This window comes from Cryobacterium sp. TMT2-18-2 (assembly GCF_004402245.1).
In the GTDB taxonomy this organism is placed as follows: domain Bacteria; phylum Actinomycetota; class Actinomycetes; order Actinomycetales; family Microbacteriaceae; genus Cryobacterium; species Cryobacterium sandaracinum.
In genome coordinates, this window is sequence record NZ_SOFU01000037.1 from 101,975 (window position 1) to 128,531 (window position 26,557).

At 68.5% G+C, this 26,557-nt stretch carries 31 protein-coding genes; 15 read left to right on the plus strand and 16 right to left on the minus strand.

Annotated features, from left to right (window positions below; translation table 11 throughout):
- Positions 1 to 24 precede the first annotated feature (24 nt).
- A complete protein-coding gene (locus E3O22_RS13525) occupies positions 25 to 1,560 on the minus strand; it encodes an amino acid permease (protein ID WP_134394709.1) in 1,536 nt (511 codons plus the stop codon).
- Positions 1,561 to 1,668: 108 nt separating this feature from the next.
- On the opposite strand from E3O22_RS13525, the gene E3O22_RS13530 reads away from it, so the two are divergent.
- From E3O22_RS13530 to E3O22_RS13540, 3 genes are all read left to right on the plus strand, one after another.
- On the plus strand, positions 1,669 to 2,430 hold the full coding sequence (locus E3O22_RS13530; RefSeq protein ID WP_134394711.1) for an AzlC family ABC transporter permease: 762 nt from the start codon (positions 1,669 to 1,671) through the stop codon (positions 2,428 to 2,430).
- Positions 2,427 to 2,738 carry an AzlD domain-containing protein gene (locus E3O22_RS13535; protein ID WP_134394712.1) on the plus strand — a complete coding sequence of 104 codons (312 nt, stop codon included), beginning with the start codon at positions 2,427 to 2,429 and terminating at the stop codon, positions 2,736 to 2,738. Before E3O22_RS13530 ends, E3O22_RS13535 begins: the two co-directional genes overlap by 4 nt.
- An 88-nt stretch (positions 2,739 to 2,826) precedes the next feature.
- The gene (locus tag E3O22_RS13540; RefSeq protein ID WP_104101102.1) at positions 2,827 to 3,015 is read left to right on the plus strand and encodes a DUF1508 domain-containing protein; all 189 of its coding nucleotides are present in this window, start codon (positions 2,827 to 2,829) and stop codon (positions 3,013 to 3,015) included.
- Positions 3,016 to 3,096: 81 nt separating this feature from the next.
- Here E3O22_RS13540 and E3O22_RS13545 read toward each other — a convergent pair whose 3' ends face one another.
- The 7 genes from E3O22_RS13545 to E3O22_RS13580 form a co-directional block, all read right to left on the minus strand.
- Entirely contained in the window at positions 3,097 to 4,185 is a 1,089-nt protein-coding gene (locus tag E3O22_RS13545; protein ID WP_134394714.1) for an LLM class flavin-dependent oxidoreductase, read from the minus strand.
- Between the two features lie 126 nt (positions 4,186 to 4,311).
- On the minus strand, positions 4,312 to 4,581 hold the full coding sequence (gene rpsO, locus E3O22_RS13550; protein ID WP_104101100.1) for a 30S ribosomal protein S15: 270 nt from the start codon (positions 4,579 to 4,581) through the stop codon (positions 4,312 to 4,314).
- 166 nt (positions 4,582 to 4,747) lie between these two features.
- Positions 4,748 to 4,942: a DAK2 domain-containing protein gene (locus E3O22_RS16135; RefSeq protein WP_198410616.1), complete on the minus strand. Its 195-nt coding sequence runs from the start codon at positions 4,940 to 4,942 to the stop codon at positions 4,748 to 4,750.
- Positions 4,942 to 5,745, minus strand: coding sequence for an HAD-IA family hydrolase (locus tag E3O22_RS13560; protein WP_134394716.1), 804 nt, complete (start codon positions 5,743 to 5,745; stop codon positions 4,942 to 4,944). Before E3O22_RS13560 ends, E3O22_RS16135 begins: the two co-directional genes overlap by 1 nt.
- 142 nt (positions 5,746 to 5,887) lie before the next feature.
- Positions 5,888 to 7,015: an AI-2E family transporter gene (locus E3O22_RS13565; RefSeq protein ID WP_134394718.1), complete on the minus strand. Its 1,128-nt coding sequence runs from the start codon at positions 7,013 to 7,015 to the stop codon at positions 5,888 to 5,890.
- A gap of 358 nt (positions 7,016 to 7,373) precedes the next feature.
- Positions 7,374 to 9,254: a BCCT family transporter gene (locus E3O22_RS13575; protein WP_134394720.1), complete on the minus strand. Its 1,881-nt coding sequence runs from the start codon at positions 9,252 to 9,254 to the stop codon at positions 7,374 to 7,376.
- A 209-nt stretch (positions 9,255 to 9,463) separates the two neighbouring features.
- Positions 9,464 to 10,354: an LLM class flavin-dependent oxidoreductase gene (locus E3O22_RS13580; protein WP_134394722.1), complete on the minus strand. Its 891-nt coding sequence runs from the start codon at positions 10,352 to 10,354 to the stop codon at positions 9,464 to 9,466.
- A 253-nt stretch (positions 10,355 to 10,607) separates the two neighbouring features.
- Between E3O22_RS13580 and E3O22_RS13585 the strand changes: the two genes are divergently transcribed.
- Both E3O22_RS13585 and E3O22_RS13590 read left to right on the plus strand, forming a co-directional pair.
- A complete protein-coding gene (locus E3O22_RS13585; RefSeq protein WP_134394724.1) occupies positions 10,608 to 11,789 on the plus strand; it encodes a M4 family metallopeptidase in 1,182 nt (393 codons plus the stop codon).
- A 10-nt stretch (positions 11,790 to 11,799) separates the two neighbouring features.
- Positions 11,800 to 12,069, plus strand: a complete 270-nt coding sequence (locus E3O22_RS13590; RefSeq protein WP_134394726.1) for a protealysin inhibitor emfourin — start codon at positions 11,800 to 11,802, stop codon at positions 12,067 to 12,069.
- A gap of 293 nt (positions 12,070 to 12,362) precedes the next feature.
- Here E3O22_RS13590 and E3O22_RS13595 read toward each other — a convergent pair whose 3' ends face one another.
- Entirely contained in the window at positions 12,363 to 12,755 is a 393-nt protein-coding gene (locus E3O22_RS13595) for a hypothetical protein (RefSeq protein WP_134394728.1), read from the minus strand.
- Here E3O22_RS13595 and E3O22_RS13600 point away from each other — a divergent pair.
- The 6 genes from E3O22_RS13600 (at position 12,742) to E3O22_RS13625 (ending at position 16,244) form a co-directional block, all read left to right on the plus strand.
- Entirely contained in the window at positions 12,742 to 13,065 is a 324-nt protein-coding gene (locus E3O22_RS13600; RefSeq protein WP_134394730.1) for an LPXTG cell wall anchor domain-containing protein, read from the plus strand. The two genes, E3O22_RS13595 and E3O22_RS13600, sit on opposite strands and share 14 nt — an antisense overlap.
- 112 nt (positions 13,066 to 13,177) lie before the next feature.
- On the plus strand, positions 13,178 to 13,603 hold the full coding sequence (locus tag E3O22_RS13605; RefSeq protein WP_134394732.1) for a pyridoxamine 5'-phosphate oxidase family protein: 426 nt from the start codon (positions 13,178 to 13,180) through the stop codon (positions 13,601 to 13,603).
- 37 nt (positions 13,604 to 13,640) lie between these two features.
- Positions 13,641 to 14,456 (plus strand): SDR family NAD(P)-dependent oxidoreductase, encoded by an 816-nt coding sequence (locus E3O22_RS13610; protein ID WP_255570057.1) that lies wholly within the window; start codon positions 13,641 to 13,643, stop codon positions 14,454 to 14,456.
- Positions 14,457 to 14,631: 175 nt separating this feature from the next.
- The gene (locus E3O22_RS13615; protein WP_134394736.1) at positions 14,632 to 15,066 is read left to right on the plus strand and encodes a hypothetical protein; all 435 of its coding nucleotides are present in this window, start codon (positions 14,632 to 14,634) and stop codon (positions 15,064 to 15,066) included.
- Between the two features lie 297 nt (positions 15,067 to 15,363).
- The gene (locus tag E3O22_RS13620; protein ID WP_134394738.1) at positions 15,364 to 15,675 is read left to right on the plus strand and encodes a transposase; all 312 of its coding nucleotides are present in this window, start codon (positions 15,364 to 15,366) and stop codon (positions 15,673 to 15,675) included.
- An 8-nt stretch (positions 15,676 to 15,683) separates the two neighbouring features.
- Positions 15,684 to 16,244, plus strand: coding sequence for an integrase core domain-containing protein (locus E3O22_RS13625; RefSeq protein ID WP_166784654.1), 561 nt, complete (start codon positions 15,684 to 15,686; stop codon positions 16,242 to 16,244).
- Between the two features lie 176 nt (positions 16,245 to 16,420).
- Here E3O22_RS13625 and E3O22_RS13630 read toward each other — a convergent pair whose 3' ends face one another.
- Positions 16,421 to 16,840: a hypothetical protein gene (locus E3O22_RS13630; protein WP_134394742.1), complete on the minus strand. Its 420-nt coding sequence runs from the start codon at positions 16,838 to 16,840 to the stop codon at positions 16,421 to 16,423.
- Positions 16,841 to 16,896: 56 nt separating this feature from the next.
- On the opposite strand from E3O22_RS13630, the gene E3O22_RS13635 reads away from it, so the two are divergent.
- Positions 16,897 to 17,181 (plus strand): DUF167 domain-containing protein, encoded by a 285-nt coding sequence (locus tag E3O22_RS13635; protein WP_241976653.1) that lies wholly within the window; start codon positions 16,897 to 16,899, stop codon positions 17,179 to 17,181.
- A 39-nt stretch (positions 17,182 to 17,220) separates the two neighbouring features.
- Here the strand turns inward: E3O22_RS13635 and E3O22_RS13640 are convergent, their stop codons facing one another.
- The 3 genes from E3O22_RS13640 to E3O22_RS13650 all read right to left on the minus strand — a co-directional run bounded on the left by E3O22_RS13640 (position 17,221) and on the right by E3O22_RS13650 (position 20,401).
- Entirely contained in the window at positions 17,221 to 17,592 is a 372-nt protein-coding gene (locus tag E3O22_RS13640) for an FKBP-type peptidyl-prolyl cis-trans isomerase (RefSeq protein ID WP_134394744.1), read from the minus strand.
- A 159-nt stretch (positions 17,593 to 17,751) separates the two neighbouring features.
- Entirely contained in the window at positions 17,752 to 18,987 is a 1,236-nt protein-coding gene (locus tag E3O22_RS13645; protein WP_134394746.1) for a PrsW family intramembrane metalloprotease, read from the minus strand.
- A gap of 22 nt (positions 18,988 to 19,009) precedes the next feature.
- On the minus strand, positions 19,010 to 20,401 hold the full coding sequence (locus E3O22_RS13650; RefSeq protein WP_134394748.1) for an FAD-binding oxidoreductase: 1,392 nt from the start codon (positions 20,399 to 20,401) through the stop codon (positions 19,010 to 19,012).
- A gap of 189 nt (positions 20,402 to 20,590) precedes the next feature.
- Here E3O22_RS13650 and E3O22_RS13655 point away from each other — a divergent pair, with 189 nt between their 5' ends.
- The 3 genes from E3O22_RS13655 (at position 20,591) to E3O22_RS13665 (ending at position 23,878) form a co-directional block, all read left to right on the plus strand.
- Positions 20,591 to 22,183, plus strand: coding sequence for a DNA-3-methyladenine glycosylase 2 family protein (locus tag E3O22_RS13655; RefSeq protein WP_134394784.1), 1,593 nt, complete (start codon positions 20,591 to 20,593; stop codon positions 22,181 to 22,183).
- A complete protein-coding gene (locus tag E3O22_RS13660) occupies positions 22,180 to 23,055 on the plus strand; it encodes a fumarylacetoacetate hydrolase family protein (RefSeq protein ID WP_241973279.1) in 876 nt (291 codons plus the stop codon). Before E3O22_RS13655 ends, E3O22_RS13660 begins: the two co-directional genes overlap by 4 nt.
- Before the next feature lie 61 nt (positions 23,056 to 23,116).
- Positions 23,117 to 23,878, plus strand: coding sequence for a glycosyltransferase family A protein (locus E3O22_RS13665; protein WP_166784655.1), 762 nt, complete (start codon positions 23,117 to 23,119; stop codon positions 23,876 to 23,878).
- A 42-nt stretch (positions 23,879 to 23,920) separates the two neighbouring features.
- Here E3O22_RS13665 and E3O22_RS13670 read toward each other — a convergent pair whose 3' ends face one another.
- From E3O22_RS13670 to E3O22_RS13675, 3 genes are all read right to left on the minus strand, one after another.
- Positions 23,921 to 24,481 carry an alpha/beta fold hydrolase gene (locus E3O22_RS13670; protein WP_241976654.1) on the minus strand — a complete coding sequence of 187 codons (561 nt, stop codon included), beginning with the start codon at positions 24,479 to 24,481 and terminating at the stop codon, positions 23,921 to 23,923.
- Positions 24,469 to 24,789 carry a hypothetical protein gene (locus tag E3O22_RS16465; protein WP_241976655.1) on the minus strand — a complete coding sequence of 107 codons (321 nt, stop codon included), beginning with the start codon at positions 24,787 to 24,789 and terminating at the stop codon, positions 24,469 to 24,471. Before E3O22_RS16465 ends, E3O22_RS13670 begins: the two co-directional genes overlap by 13 nt.
- A gap of 146 nt (positions 24,790 to 24,935) precedes the next feature.
- The gene (locus E3O22_RS13675) at positions 24,936 to 26,483 is read right to left on the minus strand and encodes an amino acid permease (protein ID WP_134394751.1); all 1,548 of its coding nucleotides are present in this window, start codon (positions 26,481 to 26,483) and stop codon (positions 24,936 to 24,938) included.
- Positions 26,484 to 26,557: the final 74 nt, after the last annotated feature.

Sequence of the window (26,557 nt, forward strand, 5' to 3'; positions counted from 1 at the left end):
CGGCCCCCGGACCGCGAAAGCGCGCTACTTGCCCAGCGCTGCCTTCTCCTCGGCGAGGAGCTCGTCGCGGAGGGTTTCGTCGAAGACGCGCTTGGCCTCGATACCGACGACGGAGTGACGGCGGCCGTAGAGGAAATACACCGCGATGCCGATCGCGAGCCAGACCGCGAAGCGCACCCAGGTGAGCGTTGTGAGGTTGAGCATCAGCCAGAAGCAGAGCGCGGCCGACAGGATCGGCAGGAAGGGCGAGAACGGCACCTTGAAGGCCCGGGGCAGGTCGGGGCGCTTCTTGCGCAGCACGACCACGGCGATGCTGACCAGCACGAAGGCCGACAGCGTGCCGATGTTGATCATTTCCTCGAGCACGCCCACGTCGGTGAACCCGGCGATCAGGGCGACCGCGGCGCCGGAGATGATCTGCACCCGGGCGGGGGTGCCGCGCTTGGACGAGGTGACACTCAGGCCGCGCGGCAGCAGGCCGTCCCGGCTCATGGCGAAGAGCACGCGGGAGAGGCCGAGGAGCAGCACCATGATCACGGTGGTGAGCCCCACCAGGATGCCGACCGAGATGACCTGGGCAGCCCAGCCGGCGCCGACCGAGATGAACGCCGTCGCGAGTGAGGCATTGGGGTCGTCGGCGAGAACGGTGTACGGCACCATGCCGGTGAGCACGAGGCTGACGCCGAGGTACAGCACCGTGACGATGGCCAGGCCGGCGAAGATGCCGCGCGGCAGGGTCGTCTGCGGGTTTTTGACCTCCTCGGCGCTGGTGGCAACCACGTCGAAGCCGATGAACGCGAAGAAGACCAACGAGGCGCCGGCGAGCAGGCCGAACAGTCCGTACTGGGCCGGCTGGGCGCCGGTCATGAACGAGAAAAGGGACTGCATCCAGACGTCGCCGTCGCCGCCCGCGGAGGGCACGGCCTCGGGGATGAACGGCGTGTAGTTCTTCGGGTTGATGAAGAAGGCACCCACGACGATCACGAACACCACGATCGCCACCTTGAGGATGGTGAAGATGCTGGCGACTCGCGCCGACAGCTTGGTGCCCAGCACCAGCAGAGTGGTGAAGATCGCGACGATCACGAATGCGCCCCAGCTGACCTGCAGTCCGAAGACCGCGATCGTGGCCGGGACATCCCAGTTCCAGAGTTCGAAGACCTCGCTCAGGTAGATGCCCCAGTACTTGGCGATCACGGCCGCGGCGGTCAGCATCTCGAGGATCAGGTCCCAGCCGATGATCCAGGCGAGCAGCTCGCCGAGGGTCGCATAGGTGAAGGTGTACGCCGAGCCGGCCACGGGAACCGCCGAGGCGAACTCCGCGTAACACATGATGGCGAGCGCGCAGGTGACCGCGGCGAGGAGGAACGCCAGGGTGACGGATGGCCCGGCGTAGCTGCCGGCCGCCTTCGCACCGACCGAGAAGATCCCGGCACCGACGGCAACCGCGACGCCCATGATCATGAGGTCCCAGGTGCCCAGCGTGCGCTTGAGGCTGTGCCCCTTCTCGAGGGAGTCGGCCATGGAGGCCTCAATGCTTTTGGTGCGCCAGACGCTCATAACTGGGTGCTTCCGTTCCGTTGGGTACCGGTCAATGCTAGGCCCCCGCCGGGCTTTCCCGACGCCGGACCCCGCAGACCCAGGGGCCGCACCCCCTAGCATTGGACGGTGCCCACCGCCCTCCGCCACTCCCCCGGGGCGCGGGTCGGCCTGTCGATCGCGGTGGCCACCGGCCTCTACGGCATCTCGTTCGGCGCCCTGTCGGTGTCGTCGGGGCTCGACATCTGGCAGACCTCGGCGCTGAGTCTGCTCCTGTTCTCCGGAGGCTCCCAGTTCGCGTTCATCGGGGTGATCGCCGGCGGCGGCAGCGGTGCGGCAGCCGCCGGCGCGGCGGCGCTCCTCGGCATCCGTAACGCGGTGTATGGGATGCAGTTGAACGCCCTGCTGCACCCTCGTGGCTGGCGCCGCTTCGCCGCCGCCCAGGTCACCATCGACGAATCGCTTGCCACGAGCACCGGACAGACCGTGCTCGTGGAGCAGAAGCGGGGGTTCTGGGTCGCCGGTCTCGGCATCTTCGTGCTGTGGAACATATTCACCCTGATCGGGGCGCTCGCGGGCGACGCCGTGGGCGACCCGAAACAGTGGGGCCTCGACGGTGCGGCGGTCGCGGCGTTCCTCGGGCTGCTCTGGCCGCGGCTGCGGTCGAAGGAGGCCGGGGCGATCGCCGCGGTCTGCGCGCTGGCCACCGTACTGACCGTGCCGTTCGTTTTTCCGGGCGCGCCCATCCTCGTGGCGGCTGTCGTCGCCGGGGCCATCGGCTGGTTCGGTTTTCGGCACGGGCCGGCCGGCGAGGGTCTCGAGCCCGACGTCGACCCCTATCCCGGTCCACCCGACGCACCCGGTTCGACGGATGCGCAGGCTCCCCGATGAGCGTCTGGTTCTGGATCCTCGTGGCCTGCGCGGCGGCGTTCCTCACGAAGCTGCTCGGCTATCTCGTGCCGCAGAAGTGGGTCACCAACGCGCGCATCGCCCGCGTCGCCGGCAGCCTCACGATCGGCCTGCTGGCTTCCCTGACGGTCGCGAACACCGTGGCCACCGGCCAGGACCTCGTCGTCGACGCCCGGCTCGGGGCTCTCGTCGCCGCGGCGATTGCGCTCTGGTTCAAGGCCCCGTTCCTGGCGGTGGTCATCGTGGGCGCGGCAACGGCCGCCGGGCTCCGGCTGCTCGGTCTGGGTTGAGGGTTTCGGGCGCCAACGGGGGCGGTAGGGTTTTTCCAACGGCAATGCGTCCGTCGACGTTTTTCGATGAAGAAGAAAAGAGTGTGTGATGTCCGGGAAATATGAACTCTACGCGGAACGATCCGGCGGATATCAGTTTCGGCTGAAGGCCAACAACGGCGAAGTGATCGCGACCTCCGAAAGCTATCATTCCAAGGCGGAGGCCCTCAAGGGCATCGAGGCGCTGAAGGCCCACGTCAAGTCGCACGTGGTCGACATGACGGAACCGGACGCCTGAACGGGCCTCGCCTCTGCCGAGTGAGTCCCCGAACCCCCGCCCGCGACGCCATCCCGCCCACGGCTGTGAGGGCGCACTCGTCTAGACCGCCGCGAGTTCCTCGGTCGCGAGTTGCTCTCCGGTGAAGAGCTCGGCGGCGAGCAGTTCCAGCGTGCGCGCACGTCCGGGTGAGGTCGCCGCGTCGGCGCCCGTGTGAGCGGAGGCGATCGGCTGCAGCATGACCTCATCGACCCCGAACTGTGCCGCGAGGACACGGATGCGCGCGGCCGCGGCGCCGGGCTCGTCGATGATCCAGGCCGCGGCCATCCGTTCGATCATCTGGAGCAGCGCCGGCGCCATCGGTGCGGCGGCGGCCTCTTCGACCGTCGCGAGCGGGCCGAGCGGCAGGCCCGAGCGCAGGCGCGCCATCTGCTGCATCTGCGGCAGGGCAAGCGCGAGGGCCTCGTCCCCGGTCTCGGCGACCGACACGTTCAGGGTGAGGATGGTGCGGGGGGCGTCGAGGGTCTCGCTGGGGGTGAACCCGCGACGGTACAGCTCGAGGGCCGCTGTGGTGCCGTCGCCGGCGAAGTGGTTGGCGAACACGTAGGGCATGCCCTGCCGGGCGGCGAGCCGGGCCGAGTAGTCGCTGGAGCCAAGCAGCCAGATTTCGGGCATCCCGGTGGCGGCGGGAGTCGCGTGCAGGGTGTAGTCCTGACCGGAGGTGAGGCTGAGCGAGGCTCCGTCGGGGTGCAGCAGCGCCGCGATGTCGGCGATGTTGCGCGGAAACGCGTCGACCTCGCTCACGGCTCCGCTCGAACGCAGCAGTGCGGTGATCATCGGGTCGCTGCCGGGCGCACGGCCCAGCCCCAGGTCGATGCGCCCGGGGAAGGCCGCCTCGAGGATGCCGAACTGCTCGGCGATCACGAGCGGAGAGTGGTTGGGCAGCATGACGCCCCCGGAGCCGACCCGGATGCGTTCGGTCTGCGCCGCGAGGATACCGATCAGCACGGGTGGGTTCGTCGACGCGACCGCCTGCATGTTGTGGTGCTCCGCGACCCAGTATCGGGTGTAGCCGAGCCGGTCCGCGCTCTGGGCGAGGTGCACGGCTGCCGCGACCGCCTCAGCGGAGCTCTGCGAGGTGCGGACGGGGATCAAATCGAGCACGGACAGGCTCAGCGCGGAGGTAGACATCGGTGGGGAAAACCGCGCCGGGTCCGGAGATATTCCCGGTCCCCCGCCCCGGACACACGAAACGGGCCGCCACCCGGAAGGTGACGGCCCGTTTGTAAGAAGATCGCGGTGTCTTCGAAAAATGCCTTAGCGGCGCAGTCCGAGGCTGCCGATCAGCGTGCGGTACCGAGTGATGTCGACATCCGACAGGTAACCGAGCAGACGACGGCGCTGACCAACCATGAGAAGCAGACCACGACGCGAGTGGTGGTCGTGCTTGTGCTCTTTCAGGTGCTCCGTGAGGTCCAGGATGCGCTGCGTGAGCATGGCAATCTGAACTTCGGGGGACCCGGTGTCGCCTGGGTGGGTAGCGTACTTTTCGATGATCGCCTTCTTTGCATTAGCTTCGAGTGCCATAGATGGGATCCCCTTTCTCTCACTGCGCGGTGCCCGGGGCCGAATGCCTGGGCTCTCTTGATCCGCGGCCGTCAAACGGCAACCGTCCGAGTTTAGCAGAGTCCGGGAGGTCGGTCGGAGCAGCACGACCCCGTCGCGCATCTCGTCGCTCATCCATTCGCGGTGGTCAGCTTCGCGCGGCGTCGAGTAGGGTCTTGTCTCCGAGGTCGGACTGGCCGCGGGCCTTGATCCCCTCGGTTGCGGCCCGGAGCATCGCCACCACATCGGCACCGGTCCGCTCCTCCGTGCCCGACACCGCGGCGGCCGTGCGGGCGATGCTGTAGACACCGCATTCGGTGTCGAACAGGGCTGAGCGGGTCATCAGCTCTCCGGGTCGGGGGCCGGGTGGTCGGGGGTACTGAGGATGGTGGCGAAATCGGACAGGTCGACGAAGAATTCCGGCTCCAGACCCAGCGGGTCGCGCAGCGTCACGGTGGTGGGGCCGCCGGGGTCCCCGAGCGACGACACCACCAGGGCCGCCCCGGTGAAATCCTCGTCCGCGGTGTAACCGCTGATCGTGATCACGGTGCGGAGGCCCGCGGCGAGCGCCGACCGGAGGCCGTTCGCACTGTCCTCGACGACCACGGCGTCGGCGGCGGCGATCCCGAGTTCCCGTAGGGCATGCAGGTAGATGTCCGGGGCCGGCTTCTTCCGGTCCACGATGTCGCCGGCGAAGACCCGGAACTGCGCGGCCAGCTCGGGCCCGATTGTGTGCGTGAGCACGGCACGCACGGATTTCTCGGGCGAGGTGGAGGCCACGGCGAGGATCCAGCCGGCGCCCGCGGCCTGGGCGGCGAGTCGACGGATGCCCGGGCGGGCCGTCAGCGCGCCGCTCGCCACCCGCTCGGTGTAGATCGCGCTCTTGCGCCGGTGCCAGCCGGCGACGGCCGAGTCGAGGGCCGCGGGGTCGTCCGCCGGCAGACCGAGCACGCCGGCGACCTCCGGGGTGAGGATGCTGCGCATCCGCTCCTTTCCTCCCCCGATCGTCACCTTTTGGACGTAATCGGAGTCGCTCCACTGCACGGGCACCGAGAATTCCTCGAAGGTCTGGTTGAAGGCCGGCAGGTGGCCGGCGCGTTCGGTGTCAGCCAGCACGCCGTCGCAGTCGAAGATGAGAGCGGGCATCGCCTCAGGCCTTCCTCGCGTTGACGATGGCGGCGAAGGCTCGGTCGTCGGCTGCTCTCAGCGGTGAAATCGCCACCTGTGCCTCCCCGGTCAGATGCCGATTATCGTAGGCTCGCCACCCCGAGCCGACAATGGGGCCGGCCTAGGCGGGCTTCGCCGGCTGAGGCCGGTGCCGGATGGAGAACTTCGCCCGCTGGGTGATCGACTGATCCGGCCTGTCCCAAACCTTGATCATCGCCCAGCCCACCGCGACGAGCGGGACCGCCAGAACGGCCCCGGCGAGACCACCGAGGATGGTGCCCGCGGTCAAAGCGACGAGGATCACCAACGGATGCAGTTTCAACGCCCCCGCCATCACCACGGGGTTGAGCAGGTCACCCTCGATCTGGTTGACCACGATCACGATGGCCACAACGATCAGCGCCACGAGCGGCCCATTGGCCACCAACGCCACGAGGGCAGCCAGGATGCCCGCGATGGTCGCCCCGATCAGCGGGATGAACGCGGTGAGGAACACGATCACAGCCAGCGGCAGGGCCAGCGGAACTTGCAGGATGGCCAGCCCGACGCCGATCAGAACGGCGTCGAAGAGGGCGATGATCGCCGTTCCCCGCACGTACTGGCCGAGAACCGTCGGGGTGACGTCTCCGATCCGGTGGGCGCGCTCGAGGCTCTCGCCGTGCAGGAAACGTAGGAAAAAGTTCCAGATCTGGCCGCCGTCTTTGAGGAAGAAGAACAGGATCACCAGCACGAGCAGGGCTCCGGTGACCAGCTCCACCGCGGCGGACACCCCGGCGAGCGCCCCCGTGCCGAATTGTGCGCTCGTGACGAAACCCACGATCGCATCACGCACCGCGTTGAACTGCTCAGAGTCGAGCGCAATCGGGCCCTCGACCAGCAGCCCCTGGAGTTCGTCGAGCCCGTCGCTGGCCGCCACCACCAGCGCACCCCACTGGTTGCGCACCGCGAAGACGATGAGCGTGACGATGCCGCCGAGGATGAGTGCCCCTGCCAGCAGGGTGATCCAGGTCGCGAGAATGACCGGGAGGCCCCGCGTGCGCAGCCAGCCGACCAGCGGTGCCAGCGCCGATGCCAGGATGAGCGCCACGAGAACGGGGATGACCACGAGTTTCACCTGCACCAGAGCGGAGACGGCGCCGGCGGCCAGCACGACCACGACGATGATCTGGGTGGAGCGGATGGCCCACCGGCCGAGCCGACTGGTCAGTAGGGTTTGCAGGGACGGGGATGAGGGGTCGTCGGCGCGCATGCTGACACCATAGGCACCTGTGCAGCATCGGTATACGGGCCGTCCAGGCCGAGTGCCTCTCAACCGATTCGGCCGGTACTCCGGCCCTTTCATCCGCCGCAGCCGGTTCAAAGTCGGGTTTGTCGCAGCGCAGCAGCAGAGAGCGGTCCATGCGCAGTTCGCTGCCGCGCTGGTCGAGCAGGGTCAGCTCGGCGGCCGTGCGCGGCATCCCGACGCTGACCAACCCGTTGAGGATGCCGTCCCGCGTCACCGTCTTCACGGAGCGGCCATGCTCGGGGTCGGCACGGTGATCTCCCTGCGCACTCTGGGCATGATCGATACCGTTATCAAGCACGGCTTCCGCATCGACGTCCAGGGTCTATGGCGCCGTCGGGTCGGTACCGATCGGGTCGGCAGCCGCCGGATCGACCAGCACGACCGGCGTCGGCTCGGGCCGCTCCGCCTGCGCGGCGTCGTCCGACTCCGCGCGGGCGTGCTCCACCGGATGCTTGCGACGCCACAGCTTCCACCGGCGCTGCTCTCCCTCGGAGAGGGCGGCGGTGATCCGCTCGTCCATCTGGTCGCCGAAGTGATCGTCGAAGTTCTCTTCCAGGTGCTCGGTGACGTTCTTCTTGATCCGCCGGGACAGCTCTTCCCGGCGCTGGCGGCGTTCGAGGCGCACCAGCACCTGATGCTCCTCCTGGAACGCCTTGTAGGTGGCCACACACATGCCGATCATGACCACGCTGACCGGGATGGCAGTCAGGATGGCTCCGGTCTGCAGGGCCGCGAGCCCACCGGCCAGCAGGAGTGCGATCGCGACGAGTCCGCCGAGACCGGCCCAGAGGATGCGGCTCCACTTGGGCGGGTTGGTGTCTCCGCCGGAGGCGAGCATGTCGATGACAAGCGAACCGGAGTCCGCCGAGGTGATAAAGAAGATGGCCACCACGATCACGGCGATCACCGACAGAATGCCGCCGCCCGGCAGGCCGGAGAGGAAGTCGAAGAGCACATTCTCGGGGATGATGCCGACCTCCGGGTCGAACAGTCCGCCACCATCGCCGCCGAAGGCCTGCTTGATGGCGCTACCGCCCATGACCGCGAACCAGGCGAAGGTCACCAGGGTCGGCACCAGCAGGACGCCCGCCACGAACTCGCGCACCGTGCGGCCGCGGGAGATCCGGGCGATGAAGACGCCGACGAACGGCGCCCACGAGATCCACCAGCCCCAGTAGAAGACGGTCCACGCACCCTGCCAGTCGAGGCCGGCCTGGCCGGTGAAAGAACCCGCATCGAACGTGAGCCCGACGACGCCCTGCAGGTAGCCCCCGATCGATTCGACGAAGACGCGCAGCAGGTAGAGCGTGGGGCCGAGAAGCAGCACGGCCACGAGCAATAGCCCGGCCATGCCGAGGTTGATATTCGACAGCCACTTGATGCCCTTGCCCACTCCGCTGACGACGGAGGCCGTTGCGATCAGGGTGATCAGGACGATAAGCACCACGAGCAAGGTGTTGTCGACCTCTTTTACAACGCCCAGGTGGCGGAGGCCGGCGGCGATCTGCTTGACGCCCAGCCCGAGGGAGGTGGCGACACCGAAGAGGGTACCGACGATCGCGATCACGTCGATGGCGTCGCCGAGGCGACCGCGCACCCGGTCGCCCAGGAGCGGTTCCAGGGCCCAGCGGATCGAGACGGGGCGTCCCTTGCGGTGGATGGCGTAGGCCAGCGACAGCCCGACCACGGCGTAGATGGCCCAGGCGTGAAAGCCCCAGTGCAGAAACGTCTGCGACATGGCCGCCGCGGCCAGGTCCTGGCTGCTGCCCGTGACGCCGGGCTTCGGGCTGGTGAAGTGGGTGAGCGGCTCGGCAGTGCCCCAGAATACGAGGCCGATGCCCATGCCGGCGGCGAAGAGCATCGAGAACCAGGACATCAGCCCGAACTCGGGCACGTCGTCGTCCTGGCCGAGCTTGATGTCACCGAACCGGCTCATGCCCATCCATGTGGCGAAAACCACGAACGCGGCGACGATGATGATGTAATACGGGCCCAGGCCGGCCACGACCCAGCCCTGCAGCAGGGCGAGGGTGTCGCCCGTGCGGGTGGGGAAGGCAATGGCGATCACGACGATGGCCAGGATGATGATCAGGGCCGGGAAGAAGACCCGGGGGGCCGGAACGATCTTGCCGCCGATGCGGTGGCGGGAATGGTCCGGGACTCGAGCGTCGGGGCGGCCCGGTGGGGAGAATGGTGCGGTCACGTCGTGCCTTCTGAATCGGGAGCATGGACCGCCGCCATCGTGATTGGGCAGGCGCGGATCGGAGATTGTGTCAGCACCTCGCCGACGAGGCCTGAAGCGAGACCGGGACCCGGTTCCAGAATGGAGGGGGGATGCCCGGTGCGGATCGTTTATTTTAGCTCATTTGGGCCGGCTCTGCGGGGTCGGTTCTTCTCAGATTAGTTTCCGAACTAGACGCGCTGCCGGCTGATCACGGCCGCGGCCCGGTGCAGAACGGCTTCCGTTCCGGCGTAGATGCCGGCCGCTCGCGGCCAGTGGCTGATCACGTCGGTGAAGCCGAGTTCGCCGGCCCGACCTACGGCATCCTCGAACGCTCCGATGCTCTGCAGGGAGTAGCTGCCGCCGCTGTCGAGGGACAGGTACCGGTCGATGGTGGCCGGCTCCCTGCCCGCGACGACTGCCGTGTCCTCCAGCCGGTGCGTCAGGCCGGCTACCGCCGCCCACCAGTCCTCGCCCACGACGCCGTCCGCTCCCGTCGTCACCCAGCCGGAACCGAACGTCGTGACGAGGCGCAGCCCTTTGGGCCCGTTCGCGGCGATGACGAACGGAACCCGCGGCTTCTGGGCAGGCACACCGACCATTCGCGCGCCGACCGCCCTCGCCCACTCCCCCTCGAAGCTGATGCCGCCGCTGCCCGGTTCCTCATGGCGCAGCAGCCGGTCGAGGGCCGTGACGAACGCGGCGAAGCGCTCGGACCGCTGCTTCGGGGTGTACTCGGGCTGCCCGAGCACGGTGGCGTCGAACCCGGTTCCGCCGGAGCCCACCCCGAGCAGGAATCGCCCGCCGGCAATGTCGTCGAGGGTGGCGATCTCCTTGGCGAAGGTCACCGGATGCCGGAAGTTCGGTGACGAGACGAAGGTACCCAGCCGGATCCGCGTGGTGACGACCGCCGCGGCAGTCAGCGTCGGGACGGTCGCATGCCAGGGCTGGTCGGCCAACGACCGCCAGGACAGGTGGTCGTAGGTCCAGGCGTGGTCGAAGCCGAGCTGCTCAGCGCCCTGCCAGCGACGGCGGGCCTCCGGCCACGAATCCTGCGGGAGTATGACGATTCCGAAGCGCATGCTGAGAGTCTACGGAAGCCCTCTCACCGGCACCTTCTCGCTCGGCGCGCACGGTGCTATTAATGGTGCTCGACCGGCGTTCCTCAATTTTCAGGCAGCGGGTCGGCTGCTGATGACACCAGACCCCCGCGGCGGCACCCGGCCCACGTTCCGGATGCCGCCGCGGGCCTTCGCTCGGGTCTCAGGGTCGCGGCACACGGGCTGATCAAGAATTTCTGTGGTGCGCGTCACCGCCGAGTGCCACACTCGACCCATGACAGGCTCATCGCACGGCTTCTCCCGGTGCACTATCGTGCCGCCGTATCTGCTGGTGCGGCTGGCGCGGGTCGACGATCCCCGGCTCGCGACCGCGGCCGAGGCAGCCAGACGGTCTCTGATGCGGGACGTGCCGATCCGGGAATTGCGCGCGGCGGCGCATCCGACGCCCTCGTCGTCGGTCCACTCCGGTGTGCGCGGCGGTGCGGCCGCTCGGGTTCGCGGGCACGTGGACCGGGCCGTGTCGGATGCCGGCGGCCTGGAACGACTGCCGGGCCGGCTGGTCCGCCGCGAGGGCCAGCCCGCCGGGGCCGATCTCGCGGTCAATGAGGCCTGGGCGGGGCTCGGAGACACGCATTCCCTGTTCTGGAACGTGTTCGAGCGCGACTCGATCGATGACCGCGGTGTGTCGCTGGAGGCGACCGTGCACTACGGCCGCAACTACGACAACGCGTTCTGGGACGGCGAGCGTATGGTGTTCGGCGATGGCGACGGCCTGGTCTTCAACCGTTTCACCTCGTCGCTGACGGTGATCGGGCATGAGCTCACGCACGGAGTGACCCAATTCACGGCCAACCTCACCTACGAGGGGCAATCAGGTGCGATCAACGAGTCCCTGTCGGACGTGTTCGGCTCACTGGTGGAGCAGCACTCCCTGGGCCAGTCAACTGCCGAGGCCGGCTGGCTGATCGGCGAAGGTCTCTTCACCGACCAGGTGCAGGGGGTCGCGCTGCGCTCGCTGAAGGCTCCCGGCACCGCCTACAACGACGATGTACTCGGCAAGGACCCCCAGCCCGCGGACATGACCGGCTACATCGAAACCGAGGACGACAACGGCGGGGTGCACCTGAATTCGGGCATTCCGAACCGGGCGTTCTACCTCGTGGCCACAGCTCTCGGCGGAAACGCCTGGGAGACGGCCGGCCAGATCTGGTTCGACACCCTCACCTCTGGCACGCTGGGCCGCACCGTGGACTTCGCCGGGTTCGCGCGGGCGACCTCGCGGGCGGCGGTCACGCGCCACGGCGCCGGGTCCCGAGAACACGAGGCCGTGATCGCCGGCTGGACCGCCGTCGGCCTCGGCGGCGGGCTCGGCACCGGATCCCGGCCCCGGTCCGGCACGAGACCAGGAACCGGCGTCCGTCGCGCCACCGTCGTTCCTGCCCCTCGGCCGGAGTAATGTCGGCCCCATGAAGGTCGTCGTTTCGCGCAGCGGTGGCTTCGCCGGCATCCGCACCACCTGGGAGGTCCAGGTGGAGGAACAACCCGATCGGTCCGCCTGGACGGAACTTCTCCGTGGGCTGCCCTGGGACGAGGTGTCCGCGACTGCTCCGCAGCCGGACCGCTACGTCTACCGCATCCGTTGCGCACCCCACGAGGTCGTGCTCGGCGAGCAGCAGGTCTCTGGGCCGTGGAAAGATCTTATTGACCGGGTCAGAGGCGTGAACGAAGGGCGTTGACCCGTTCCTCGTCGTTCGCACCCGAGAATGCCCTGTTAGAGTTGCCCTAATAAGGGGGCCTCCATCGCAAATCTGCCGGCTGTTACAACTTCACGTACATTCTTTCGCTCGACGGCACTGAACCGTTCGATTGTTCTGGCCCTCGGCCTCCTCCTCTCGGCCTTCGTCCTGACCGCTTCGCCGGCGGTTCCCGCCTCGGCTGCTGCGGTCGACGGCACCGTCGAACAGTGCAACGATGTCGCCGGAGTCGGCGGCGGCACCGGCGCCGTCGAATGCAGCGTCACGGTCGACAATTATCTCAATCTGGCCACCGGCGCGACAAGGTCGACCACCAGCACCGTCGTCAGCATCCACGCGGCAAACACCGAGGTGGAGCCCCCCGCAGCGACGGTCGTGAACTCTTCCAAGCTGATCCACACAATCACCCAGTGCAACGGCTCGATCAACGTCGGCGGCGGTAACACTATCTGCACGGTGACCGTGAACAACCACATCACCGGTGCGACCACGGCAACCCCAGCCACGGTCAACCAGTGCGTCGGCTCCGGAGCCAGCACGGAACTCGACTGCGTGCCCCTTGAGAACACCACCGGCGCGACCGTCACGCAGTGCAACAACGCCGGGAACGGCGGCGGCGCCGATGTGCACTGCCGGGTGAATCCCTCGGCAACGGTGACGACAGACATTCCCGTCACCATCAACCAGTGCAACTATTCCAGCAACGGTGGCGGCTCGACCGTGGAGTGCGCGACCGAACTCAACACGATCGCGCTCCCGGCCGAGGTCACGCAGACACCGACCGAGACCCCGACCCCGACCCCGACCGAGACGGCCCTCCCGATCGCCGCCGACACGATCACGGCCGCTCCCGAGCTGGCCGCGACCGGCGTCGACTCGGCTCCCTTGCTGATCTCCGTGGCCGTCGGCACTCTGCTCCTCGGACTCGGCGCGCTCCTCGCTCTGCGACGCACCGTCGAACGCGTCCGTCGGGACTGATCCGACTCGCTGTCAGGCCGAAACGCGCCCACCGCCCCTCGGGGAACGGTGGGCGCGTTTTTCGTTTCCGGCACCTGCTCGCGCCGGACCGGACCGCGTGGGACTATGAGTCATGGAAACCAACGACCTGTATGCGGTTCAGAACCTCAGCGAGGACGACTGCTGGGATCTCCTGATCTCGTCCAGTTTCGGAAGACTCGCGATGAGCATTTCCGGTGAGCCGGACATCTACCCGGTGAACTTCGTCTCCGCAGACCGGCGGCTCGTTTTCCGCACGGCCGAGGGCACGAAGCTCCTCGAGCTCACGGTGAACAACCGGGTCGCCTTCGAGATCGACGGCATCGGCCGTAGCGAGGCGTGGAGCGTCGTGGTGCGAGGCGAGGCCCGAGCTCTCGACAAGCAAGCCGAGATCGAGGCCGCGGATCAACTGCCGCTGCGCCCGCTCATCCCGACCCTGAAGTACATCTACGTCGAGATAACGCCGACCAGGATCACAGGCCGCCGGTTCCAGCTCGGCCCGGAACCCGACCGGTACTAGAAGCCTGACTCACGCACCGGACTCCAGCGTCGTTCTGATCACGGGGACCTCCTCCGGTATCGGACTCCACGCCGCCATCGCCGCGGCCCGCGCCGGCCACACGGTGGTAGCCACCATGCGCAACCTCGAGGGCACCCGCGCTCTGCGGGACGCGGCCGCCGACGCGGAGGTGAGTCTCGACATCCGTCGCCTGGACGTGACTGAACCGCAGGCGGCCATGGATGCCGTGGCCGGGACCATCGACCGGCACGGCCGGCTGGACGCGCTCATCAACAACGCCGGGTCGGGGAGGCTCGGCACCATCGAGAACGAAACGGTCGACGACGTTCGCGCCGTGATGGAGGTGAACTTCTTCGGGGTGGTTGCCCTCACACGGGCCGCGCTCCCTCTTCTTCGGGGCAGCAGGGGCCGGCTGATCACCGTCTCGAGCGTGGGTGGAGCCATCGGGCAGCCCTTCAACGAGGCGTATTGTGCGGCGAAGTTCGCGGTGGAGGGATTCATGGAGAGCCTGGCCCCGGTTGCCGCCACGGCCGGTGTGTGGGTGACGGTGGTCGAACCCGGCGCCGTGGCATCCTCGTTCGTCGCCAACGTCGGCCGCGACCTCAACCAATCCGGCCTGGCCAACGACCCGTACGCCGCGGCACTGGAGGCGTACCTGGCCCGCGCAGCGTCATCCTTCGGCTCGGCCCAGTCGGCCCGGAGCGCCGGCGAGATCGTCGCCGCCCTGCTCGACGGCGACCGCCCCCCGTTTCGGGTGCAGACCTCGGAGGCGGCGCGCCAGTTCGTGGGGGCCAAGCTCGCCGACCTCGACGGCGGAGTCGTGCAGCGGATGACGGCGACCTGGCTGGCCTGACGTCGGTCCCCGGCTGATGAACGTGCGCCCGGTCGGCGAGGTCCACGTCAGCGTGCCGTACGGCAGGTGCACGTAACTCCACCGGGTCTCGGACTTGAGCGCATGGTCGACCGGGCACAGATGCGCGAGGTTGTCGTGCGCGGTGATCCCGTCGAACTAGCACCCCGGACTCCGGATGGGTCAGGATTCGGATGAAGCCGGGTGCCCGAGCGGCGATCTCGCGGGCGGTGTCGGGGTCGATCGGCCCGTACCCCTCGAGGTGGCCGGGTTCCTCGAGGTGGCCGGGTTCCTCGAAGTGGCCGAGGAGCGTCATCACCGGGACGGTGACGTGCACCGAGCCGCGGATGCCCTGGCCGACGCCATTCGCGGTGACCCCATTGAGGATGAGGTCTTCGAACACGTCCGCCCGCAGTTGGGTCAGCGTACGGGTCTCGTTCGGGCCCTGCAGGCTCATCCCCATCACGGTGAGGCGGTCGTACCCGGCCTTCATTTTCTCCGCCGTGGCGTATCAGTGGAGCGACGCCGTTCCGTCGGTCTCCGGCTCGAAGATCACCGTGCGGTCCCCACCGACTTCTGGTGCCGGGCCGTGATCGCCTGCGCCTGCCGGTAGGTGATCGACCCATCCTGCAGGGCCGCCCGGGTGCCGGTTAGTTCATTCATCAGGGTGCGGCTCTCGGCAAGGGGGGTCGGCCGAACGCACGGGCAACCGCAGGGTGTGCTCACTGTAGGAGGGCTTCATGAGACTCACGTTACGGCTGACCACTGACATTCCGTGCTCCAGATCGGCACCCATCAGCACGCATCCGTGTCACGTAACTTCGGAGTTTTTCGCAACACGCCGTCCTGGTGGGCTGGGGTGACCCAGTGTTTCCGGACAGTCCTCCTGGCTTCGGGATTGGATAGACAAATGGAACACGAGAAACACCAACACTTCAGCCCGGAGTTTCGGGCTGCCGCGGTGGCCCGCGTCGCGGAGGGCGACAAATCGATCGTGAAAGTCGCCGCAGCGCTCGGGATCAACCACCGGACTCTGTGGACTTGGGTCAACGCCGCGAGGCTGAAGACCATCGATCCTGCTGGTGAGCTCACGCCGCAAGCCCGGAAACGGATCCGGGACCTGGAGAAGGAAAACGCCCTGCTGCGGAGGGATCTCGACTTCGAGAAAAAAGCGAAGGCCCTCTTCCTGGAACTCGATCAAAACGACAACGGTTCGAAATGATCTCCCGGATGAAGGCCGACTTCCCCATCACCTACCTCTGCCGCCGGCTCAGAGTATCAACATCAGGGTTCTCCGACTGGTCGCACCACGTCACCGCGCCCGCGCAGAGGCGGCATGAAGACCTCACCGCGCAGGTGATGATCGCGTTCGCCGAGTCCAAGGGCGCGGCAGAACGCGCCTTCACGATCCGCTACCAGCGGGCCTCCCGACTGGCCGACCCGGTCGATCTGCTCCTGCGGGACTTCACCTCGCTGAGCGTCGGCACGATCCTCGTCGGTGATATCACCTACATCCACACCCAGGAAGGCTGGCTCTATCTCGCCACCGTCATCGACCTAGCCTCCCGCTCCATGGGCGCGAAGATGCAGTGTTGGGACAACGCCGCCGCCGAAACGTTCTTCTCCAAACTCACGAGCGAAAGCCTCAACTGGCAAACCTTCACGACACGGCGCAAGGCCCGCACCGAAGTCATCAACTACATTCACCACTTCAACACCGTTCGCCTGCACCAAACTCTCGGCTACTCAACACCCACCGAACGCCTCATCAAACTCACACTCGCCGCCTAAAATGAAACCAAGGACCCCGTCCGAAAAGACCGGGTCGCCCCAGGCCGGTTGCCCGGCGCGTTCCGAAAAACTTCGGAGCTAGCGACGGTGACGAACGCCGATGGGCGGATTCGAGGGCCCGGTCACCGGGTCTCGGCAGGCTCGGCCACCGGCGGAGCCGGTGAGAGAGTGGGTGTTCAGGCGAGGGAGTCGGCGGACAGGCTGATCAGACGCAGGAGCGCGTTGCCGTAGGCATCCGCGGGGTCGGCGGCGTCGAAGAATTCCGGCGTGCCGTTCAGCTCCACCGTCACCCGGTAGCTGTCCTCGCCCTGACGGGTGAGCGAACGGAACGTGCTCCGCAACAGATCGCGCAGCTGGTCCTCACGCGGCATCCACAGGGCATCCTCGAGGGCCAGTGAATCGAGGGCCCACTCGGTGGTGCCGTTGAACCCGAGGATCGTTCCCGTGTCGAACTCGTGCGGCTCGATCGTCATGTCACTGACCGTGAACACGTCGCTTTCGAAGCCGGAGCGCTCGATGCGGAAGGCGTCACCGGAAACAGGACGCCACTGCAGCCCGGCTTCGGCCAGGGCCCGCGCACTATCGATTGAGATCATGAAGACGACTCCGCCCACTAGCGTTGTGAAGAGAACTATATTCCCGGAGGACCGGCGTGACGCGAACGGTGAACTTGACGGTGCATGTGAAGCCCGGTAGCCGGAAGGGACCGCTGGTCTCCGGGGGAGGGCCGGGTCGGGAGCCGGGCGACGACGCGCCCCGTGCTCCGACGGATGCCGCGCTCACCGTGTTCTTGCAGCAGCGGGCTGTTGAGGGGGCCGCCAACGATGCGCTGGTGAAGCTGCTGGCCAAGCACTTCGGCGTGTCCAAGAGCGCGGTGACCATCGTGCGCGGCCACACCTCCCGGATCAAGCACGTGCGAATCGAACACGATTCGTAGCGATGCGCGACTCGCACGTGCTTCCGGCACTGCGGATTTCTAGCGGGTTCCGAGCAGGTCGATCACGAAGATCAGGGTCTGGCCGGAGAGCTGGTGTCCTCCGCCGGCCGGTCCGTAGGCCAGGTGCGGAGGGACGACCAGCTTGCGGCGTCCGCCGACCTTCATGCCGGGGATGCCCTGCTGCCAGCCCGCGATGAGCTGAGCAAGCGGGAAGTTGATCGACTGCCCGCGGCTCCAGGAGGAGTCGAATTCGTCTCCGGTGTCGTAGGCGACGCCGAGGTAGTGCACGTTGACGGTGGCGCCGGGGGTTGCTTTGGCTCCCTCGCCCACCACGATGTCGGTGATGGTCAGTTCGGTAGGCGCGGGGCCCTCAAGAGCGTCGAGTTCGGGCTTGATGTTTTGATCAGTCATTCCTCTATCCAATCGGATTGCGCGCTCGCCCGCACACCGAAAATTCCCCCTTGCGCGAACGCGGCCGTCGGGCGCACCATGGGAACAGAACTCGCCGCTCCGGGAGAGTCGTCGGCACTGCCACACCACCGGGGCGGCGAGTCCCTGTGCGTCAGGGCATCAGCGTCCGGTGATCACGCCGGCACGGTCGCGCTGGATCAGCCCCAGCAGCTCCGTTTCGTCGGCCCGGTCGACGTTCGCGGCCGTGCCGTTCACCATGCGTTGTCGGGCGAAAGCGAGGCGGGTGGAGTTGTGGATGAAGTGGTGCATGGCCCGTTTCCGGGTGTGGGGCTGCCGCGCGGCCCAGGATCGAGCCTGCCGACGGCCATCGCGGGTGGCGAGCATGCCCACCTCGGCCGGGCTGAACCAGCCGGCCGCGGCATACTCGCTCAGCCGGAGCACGGTGACGCGTTCTTCCTGGCGCCGCAGCAGCACGACAACCATGATCGCGCCGAGGAACAAAGGCACCTGCACGGCGAGGTAGTACGCCACCAGCGAGCCACTCTCGACCAGGTAGAACGCCCCGTTCCAGACGAAGTGCAGAAAGATCGCCGAGACGAATCCGAGCAGAATCGTGGCAAAGGCCAGGAACGGCCGGTACCGGACCGCCAGCCCGCACGCCAAGCCGATGCAGGCGGTGAACAAGACATGGGCGAAGGGCGACAACACCCCCCGCACCAGGAACGTGAAGCCCAGGTTCTCGGCGCCGCCCTCCATCATCGCCACACCGAAATATTGGATATTTTCGGTGAAGGCGAATCCGGCGGCGATCGTCGCGGCATAGACCACGCCATCGACCGGGCCGTCGAATCTGCGACGCAGCACCCAGAAGAGCAGCAGCACCCCCGCGCCCTTGGCAGCCTCCTCGACGAGGGGCGCCTGGAAGACGGCGGCGGCGAAACCGTCATCCGTTTCGATGGCTCCGGCGCCGGCCCGGGCCAGCTGCACGCCGAGGTCGAAGAGCAGCGCCGTCACGATGGAGACGCCGGCGCCCCAGAGAAACGCGAACCAGAGGGCCGGGCGGGGTTCGGGCTCCCACCGATCGATCCAGCCCACGGCGAGCAAAATCCCGATCAGCGGGATGAGCGCCAGGATGAGGCCGACCAGCAGTGTGCCGGCACCGAGGAAGGTGGCCAGGTAGACGAACACCAGCAGCAGCGCGGCGCCCCCGATGACGAGGCCGGCGACCGTGAGCGTGACGATGCCCGCCCGGGTGCGACGAACGGGGGCGGTCCAGACGGGCTGCACGGGCTGGGCCGCGGGCTGCACCGGGGCAGGCTGGGCTGCGGGCTGGGTTCCGGCCGGATGAGAATGGGCGGCGGCGGCGGAGTGCTCCGGGGTCGGCTCGTGGGTCATGCCCAACAGACTAGCGGCGCGCTCACGCCTCGAACATGGTGCCCGGGTTGAGGATGCCCAACGGGTCGAACGCCGCCTTGATCCGACGCTGCAAGGCGAAGCCCGTGTCGCCGAGCTCCTCGGCCAGCCAGCGCCGCTTGAGCACGCCGACCCCGTGCTCGCCGGTGAGCGTGCCGCCGAGTTCGAGCGCGGCACGGAAGAGCTCGTCGGCCGCCAGCCAGACCGCCTCCGGCACGACCGGCTCCGCGCCGCCCCGGGCCGGATCGAACGGGATCAGGAAATTGGGGTGCAGATTGCCGTCTCCGGCGTGGGCCACCGTGGGGATGGGCAGGCCCGTGCGGGCGCTGATCTCAGCAATCCGGGCGAACATCTCGGCCAGCCGGGAGCGGGGCACGCAGACATCCTCGATCAGAACCTCGCCGTGGGCGGCCAGCGCCGGGTGCGCGGCCCGCCGCACGGCCAGCAGTCGATCGGCGGATTCGGCGTCGGTGGAGACGCGCACCTCCCCGCCCGCAGCCAGCAGCACGGCCACCACCTGGTCCGCCTCCGCCTGGCTCCCCGGTCCATCCGTCTGCACCAGAAGGAACGCTCTCCCGGCCGGAACTCCCTCGAACAGGTTCGGCCCGAGGTACGCCACGATCAGGGCCAGAGCCACCGGGTCGATGAGTTCCATCACGGCCGGGCGCAGCCGGGCCGCCGTGACGAGACCGGATGCCGCGGCCGCCTGGGCCACGTCGGGGAACGTCGCGCCGATCGTGACGGTCTCGCCCAGGGTGATGGCGCGCGCCCGCACGGTGGCCTCGACGATCACGCCGAGGGTGCCCTCCGAGCCGGTGAGCAGCGCGGTCAAATCGTAGCCGGTGACGCCCTTGACGGTGCGGTGCCCGATCTCCAGCAGGCTCCCGTCGGCGAGCACCACCGTCAACGCCAGCACCGCCTCCCGGGTGACGCCGTACTTCGCGCAGAGCAGCCCACCCGCGTTGGTGGCGATGTTGCCGCCGACCGAGGAGATCGCCCGGCTTGCCGGGTCCGGCGTGAACCACAGCCCGTGCGCGGAGAGGGCCGTGTTGAGGTCGCCGTTGAGCACGCCCGGCTCGACCACGGCCAGTTCATCCTCCGGGCGGATCTCGAGGATACGGTTCATCCGTTCCAGGCTCAGCACAATGGCGCCGTCCGTGCCGCACGCTCCCCCGGCAAGGCCCGTTCCGGCTCCGCGGGTGATCACCGGCACGCGAAACTCGGTCGCGATGCGCAGCGTGGCCTGCGCCTGGTCGACGGATGCGGCGTAGACGACCGCCAGCGGCATCCCTGGGGCAACCCAGCCCGATTTGTCGCCCCGAACGGCCGCGAGCCGGCGCGGATCGACGCTGACGTGGGTGCCGAGTTCGGCCTGCAGACGCTCCAGTGCGGTCATACGCCCAGAGTACCGGGCCGGGTGCCGGAGGGCAGGCCCGAACGCAGGCCGGCATGGCCCGCGGCCGCTGCGGCCGGCACCGGCGATGGCCGATTCCCGCTGGTGCGCCCGAGCTAGCGGTGGCAGGCTGGCCGGGTGACCATCCCTCCTGCCGGGCTCGATCCGGTCTTCTTCGAGCGCTACCGGGCCATGTCCTCCCGAGACTCCCGCTTCGACGGTCAGTTCATCACGGGCGTGCACTCCACCGGAATCTACTGCCGCCCCAGCTGCCCGGCGGCCACACCGAAGCCGGCCAATGTGTCGTTCTATCTCACCAGCGCGGCCGCGCACGAGGCCGGCCTGCGGGCGTGCAAACGCTGCCTTCCTGATGCCGTCCCCGGGTCGCCGGACTGGGACATCCGTGACGACCTCGCCGCCCGCGCCATGCGCCTGATCAGCGACGGCACGGTTGAGCGGGAGGGCGTGCCCGGCCTCGCCCGCCGCCTCGGCTACAGCGAACGGCACCTGACCCGCGTGCTCGTGACCGAGCTGGGCGCCGGCCCGCTCGCGCTCGCCCGGGCGCATCGAGCGCAGACCGCCCGCGTGCTGCTGGCGAGCACGGATGTCCCGATCACCGAGGTCGCATTCGCCGCCGGTTTCGGCAGCGTGCGCCAGTTCAACGACACCATCGCCGCCGTCTACGAGCGCACCCCCACCGAGCTGCGCCGCGCCCGTCCCGCCCGCGCCCAGCCCCGCGCCCAGCCCCTCAGCGTCGGCGGGATCGGGGAGGCCGTCTTCGGGCTCGTCGACGGGACGGGCATCGACCTGCTGCTGCCGGCGCGCGCGCCGTTCGACGGGGTGGGGGTACTGCGGTTCCTCGCCGCGCGAGGCCTCGCGGGGGTGGAGCAGGCGACGGATGCTCGTTACGCGCGCACGCTGCGCCTGCCACACGGACCCGCGACGGTGGAACTGACCCTGTCGGGAACGGCGGCCGCGCCAGGCGTCGCCTGCCGCGCCCGCCTGGCCAGCCTCGCCGACCTCGCGCCGCTCGTCAGCCGGGTGCGGCGCCTGCTTGACCTGGACGCGGACTCCCGGGCGATCGACCTGGCGCTCGGGCGGGACCCGCAACTCGCGGCCGGAATCGCGGCCACCCCCGGCATACGCGTGCCGGGCAGCGTGGACCCCGAGGAGACCCTGTTCCGCGCGCTCATCGGCCAGCAGGTCTCGGTGGCCTCCGCCCGAACGGCACTCACCCGGCTGGCCGCTGCGCTCGGCGACGACGTGTACCCGGGTGCGGGCGACAGCGAAAGCGCCAGCGCCACCACCGGCACCAGCCCCTTCATCCACGACCCCACCACCGCTCCCCTGACCCGGCTGTTCCCCACCGCCCAGCGGATCGCGACCGAGGGCCGCGGCGTGCTTCGCGGCCCGGCCGCACGCATCAACGCGATCATCGGCGTGGCGGAGGCGCTCTGCTCCGGCGATCTGGTGCTCTCTTACGGGCAGACCCGGGAGGATCTCGAGTCCCGTCTGACCGCCCTGGCCGGGATCGGACCGTGGACGGCCGGATACGTGGCTCTGCGCGTGCTGGGCAGCCCGGACATCCTGCTGACCAGCGACCTGGCCCTGTTGCAGGGCGCCGGGCGGCTCGGCCTGCCCGCGGAGGCCCGGCAACTCGCCCGCCACGGTGCCGCCTGGGCGCCGTGGCGCAGCTACGCCGGCATGCACCTGTGGCGCGCGGCAGGCGCCGCGGCTGCCCCGCGCACCGCGACCGCTCCCGGGCCAGATAGCCTAAACAGGTGAAATTCGCCCACCTGAGAGTTGAAGGTCAAACCACTCCGCGGCTCGCCGCCGTCTTCGACGACGCAGCGCTGTTCCTCGACGAGATCATGGACGACGCCCCCCGCGATCTGCAGGACCTGATCGAGAAGGACTCTGACGAGTACGACCGGGTGCGCGCCCTGAGCCAGAACGCCGCCGCGCAGGGAGCAACGCTCACCCCGCTGGGCGAGCTGCGCTACTCGTCGGCCGTGCTGCGTCCGCCTCAGATCATCGCGATCGGCGCCAACTACGCCGCCCACTCCTCCGAGCTCGAACTGCGCGTCGAAACGGCCGCGACCGTGTTCTCGCTCTGGCCCAACTCGCTCACCGGGCACGAGTCCACGATCACCTGGCCGACCGATCTGACCAGCCAGGTCGACTACGAGGCGGAGCTCGGCGTGATCATCGGCACGGCCGCACACCACGTGTCGGTGGCGGACGCTCTCGACCATGTCTTCGGCTACACGGTCGTCAACGACATCACGGCGCGCGACCTGCAATTCTCCGAGGCGCAGTGGTCGCGCTGCAAGTCCTTCGACGGTTTCACGCCCACCGGGCCGGTCGTCATCACGGCAGACCAGATCGCCGACCCGCAGGACCTGTGGCTGACCACCCACGTCGACGGCCGCATCCTGCAGGATGCCTCGAGCGGCGACATGGTGCGCTCGGTCGCCGAGATTATCTCCTACCTCTCCAGAACCTCGACCCTGATGCCGGGCACGCTCATCTCCACCGGCAGCCCGGGCGGCGCCGGCTACAGCCGCAAACCGCCGGTATTCCTGCGCGACGGTTCGACGGTCACGATCACCATCGACAAGATCGGGTTCCTCACCACGCACTGCCGCGCGATCTGACCGTGACCGCCAGATGGAGGATCAACGCGACAGCTCACTGCGCGCGGGAAAGGACGCAGCGATGATGACGATCTCGGTCGTGATCCCCTGCTACAACGACGCCGCCTTTCTCCAAGCCTGCCTCACGGCTCTGGCCCGGCAGCAGCGGGTGCCCGACGAGGTGATCGTCGTCGACAACGCGAGCACGGATGCTTCGGCAGAGGTCGCTCTCTCCGGGGGTGCGCGGGTCGTGCGGGCGACCCAGCGGGGCATCTGGCCGGCGGCTGCGGCCGGCTACGACGCGGCATCCGGTGACGTGATCGCCCGACTCGACGCCGACTCCGTGCCGCCGGCCGACTGGCTGGCGCGGATCGAGTCCGCGCTGGCGGAGTCCCCCGGGAGCGACATGGTCACCGGCCCCGGCGATTTCTACGGCTGCAGCCCCCTCGTGGCCTGGTTGGGCGGGACCTTCTACATCGGCGGTTATTTCTTCTGGATGCCGTTCTGGTTGGGGCACCGCCCGGTCTTCGGCTCGAATTTCGCCATGCACCGGGCGGTCTGGCTGGAGGCCCGCCTCCGGGTGCACCGCGACCGCGACGACATCCACGACGACCTCGACCTGAGTATGAACCTGAGCCCCGCGGTGCGCGTGCGCTACGACCCGACCCTGCGGGTGGCCATCTCCGGCCGGCCCTTCGATTCCTGGAGCGCCATCGCCCGCCGGGCGCGGTGGGGCGGGCGCACCCTGCTGCAGGGCTGGCCGGAGAACAACCCGTGGCGCCGGCATGCCGCCCGGTACGCGGTGCGGCGGCGCCGGGCCGGGCGTCCCACGATCGGGCGCTGACCTGTCTCGCGGAGGCGTCGGATCAGCCCGGCGGTCTCCGGTTCAGCCGGCCGCGCGGTAAAGCGCGGGCATATCGCGCGCCAGCTGGTTCGGGGTGGTCTCGCACGGGCTGTGGCCGGTGCGGTACACCCGGATTTCGGCCCCAATCTGACGGGCGAACTCCCGGTGGAGTGCCGTGGGCCAGACGTCTCGGTCGCCGACTGCAACGAGACACGGGATCGGCGCGCGCCGAAGCAGGGCACGTTGGGCGGGCATCCGTTTCATCAGCCCGACGATCTCGTCGACGCTGTGCCGGTTCGTGACGCCGAACCGGCGCCGCACGAAAGCGAGTCGGCCCAGGGGCACCCGGTTCACGTTGGAGACGATGGCCCAGATGGTCAGTCCCGCGATCTGCCTCGGCGGGAGCACCCGGCTCAGCGGGCCAATCCAGCGCACCCGCCGGAACGCCTGGCCGGGCTGTGGCGGCACACCCAGCAGCACCAGGCTCGCGAACAGCTCGGGGCGTTCGGCGAGGGCCAGCTCGGCGACGATCCCAGCGAACGAGTAGCCGAGCACGTGCACCGGGGTGGACCCTGCGTCGAGGAACGCGATCAGATCGGCCACGAACAGGGCCTAGTCCCAGGGCTCGGTGCCGCCGGGTCGCCCAGCTCGAAGGCGGCGAGGTTCCCGCTCGGCACCGGGAACCAGAAGGCGCGGCTGCCTGCGGGCAGCACCGTCCAGTCCCGGTCGGGGAGGGTGTGGTCGCGCAGCACCATCACATCGGCCGGGTTCCCTACCGGCCGAGCGGCCGGCGCGGAACCCGGTCGGCCGCGGGAACGCCGCTGCCAGACGCACATGGCGTCACAGTAGCGCTCCCGCCCCGCAGCCCGAGCGAATTCGACGGAGATTTCGCCGAAAACGGACCTCACCACGGCGAACTGAGTGTTTTCCTCGAGAATCTCCGTCGAATTGGTTCAACACCGGCCGGTCGCTCGGCCGGTGCTGAACAGCGTCCACGCGGGTGCGTCAGCTCTGACCGGCGGAGGGCGACCCAACCAAGCGATCGAAAATCGCTCGGCTACTGTGCGCGCTGGTCGTCCCGGCCGTCGAGAGCGAGCAGTTGCTCCTCCACGGCGCCGCCGTAGCCCTCCTTCTGCGGGTCGCCGTGCAGGCCGCCGGACACCGCGTATTCTTCCTCCGGGGAGAGCACGAGGCGCTTGCGCCCGTAGAGCGCGAAGATCAGCAGCATGACCACGTAGACCACGGCGATGGCCGCGATCGCCGGGCGGGCCGGCTCGTTGATGAAAAACCCGAAGAAGATCGCCAGCGAGAGGATGCCCGCGATCACCGCCCCGGGTACGCCCCACGGGCTGCGGTAGGGCCGGTTCGCGTTCGGGTACTTTCGGCGCAACACGACGAACGAGATCATCTGCAGGATGTAGGCGATCACGGCTCCCCATACGGCGATGTTGAGCACAATCGCCCCGGCCACGCCGCCGGCGCCGCCGAGCGAGTCGACGAGGATCAGGGCCACGAAGCCGATCAGGGCCCCCACCAGCAGCGCCACAGCCGGAGTCTGGCGGCGGCCGGTCAGGGAGAGGAATTTCGGGTAGTAGCCGGCCCGCGACAGGGAGTACATGTTGCGCCCGTACGCGAACATGATTCCCTGCAGGGAGGCCAGCAGCCCGACCAGGGCGAACAGGGCCAGCACAGCGGCCGCCTCGTCGCCGACCATCGCCCGAAAGCCGTCGAGCAGAGGCTCCCCGGCGGTGGCGATGTTCGAGGCCCCGACTATCCCGGTGTTGAGCACCAGCACCAGGAGCCCGGTCACGATCAGGGTCGTGCGGGCGATCAGACCCGCTCGCGGGATGTCCCGCACCGGGTCGTGAGATTCCTCCGCGGCCAGCGGCAGCTCCTCAATTCCGAGGAAGAACCACATGGCGTAGGGCAGGGCGAACAGGATCGGCACCACGCCGAAGGGCAGGAACTCGGACTGGCCGGCCTCCGGGGCGATATCGAAGAGGTTGTCCACACTGAAGAGCCCGGAGAAGGCCGCCATGGCCGAGAACACCAGCAGGATGCCGATGGAGATGATCGAGACCACGATCGCGAATTTGAATGAGATCGCGGCGCCGGCCGAGTTCAGGCCGATGAATACGGCGTAGAGGATGGCCCACCATGCCCAGGCGGGCAGTGAGACTCCGAGCAGTTCACTCGTGATGCCGTCGGCGTAGGACGCCGAGAAGTACACGATCACCGCGGTGGTCGCGACATACTCGATGGTCTCGGCCAGGCCGGTGACGAAACCGCCCCAGGGCCCGAGCGCCGCCCGGGCGAACGAATAGGCGCCGCCCGTGTGCGGCATGGCCGACGCCATCTCCCCGATCGCGAAGATCATGCCGTAGTACATGACGATCAAGAGGGCGAAGGCGATCAGCATTCCGCCGAACCCGGCGAAATCGATGCCGAAGTTCCAGCCCGAGAAATCGCCGGAGATGACCGCGGCGACGGCGAGGCCCCACAGCCCCCAGATCCCGGCGCTGCGGCGGAGCTTGCGTTTCTCGAAGTACCCTGCCTCTGCCGTCGTGTAGGTCACGCCCGAGACGTTCAAGGTGTCTTTGGACATCCTGGATTCCTTTGCGCTCTGGTTGCACACCTCAGCGAACGAGCGGCAACTCCGGGAGTTTACGTTGGCATGAC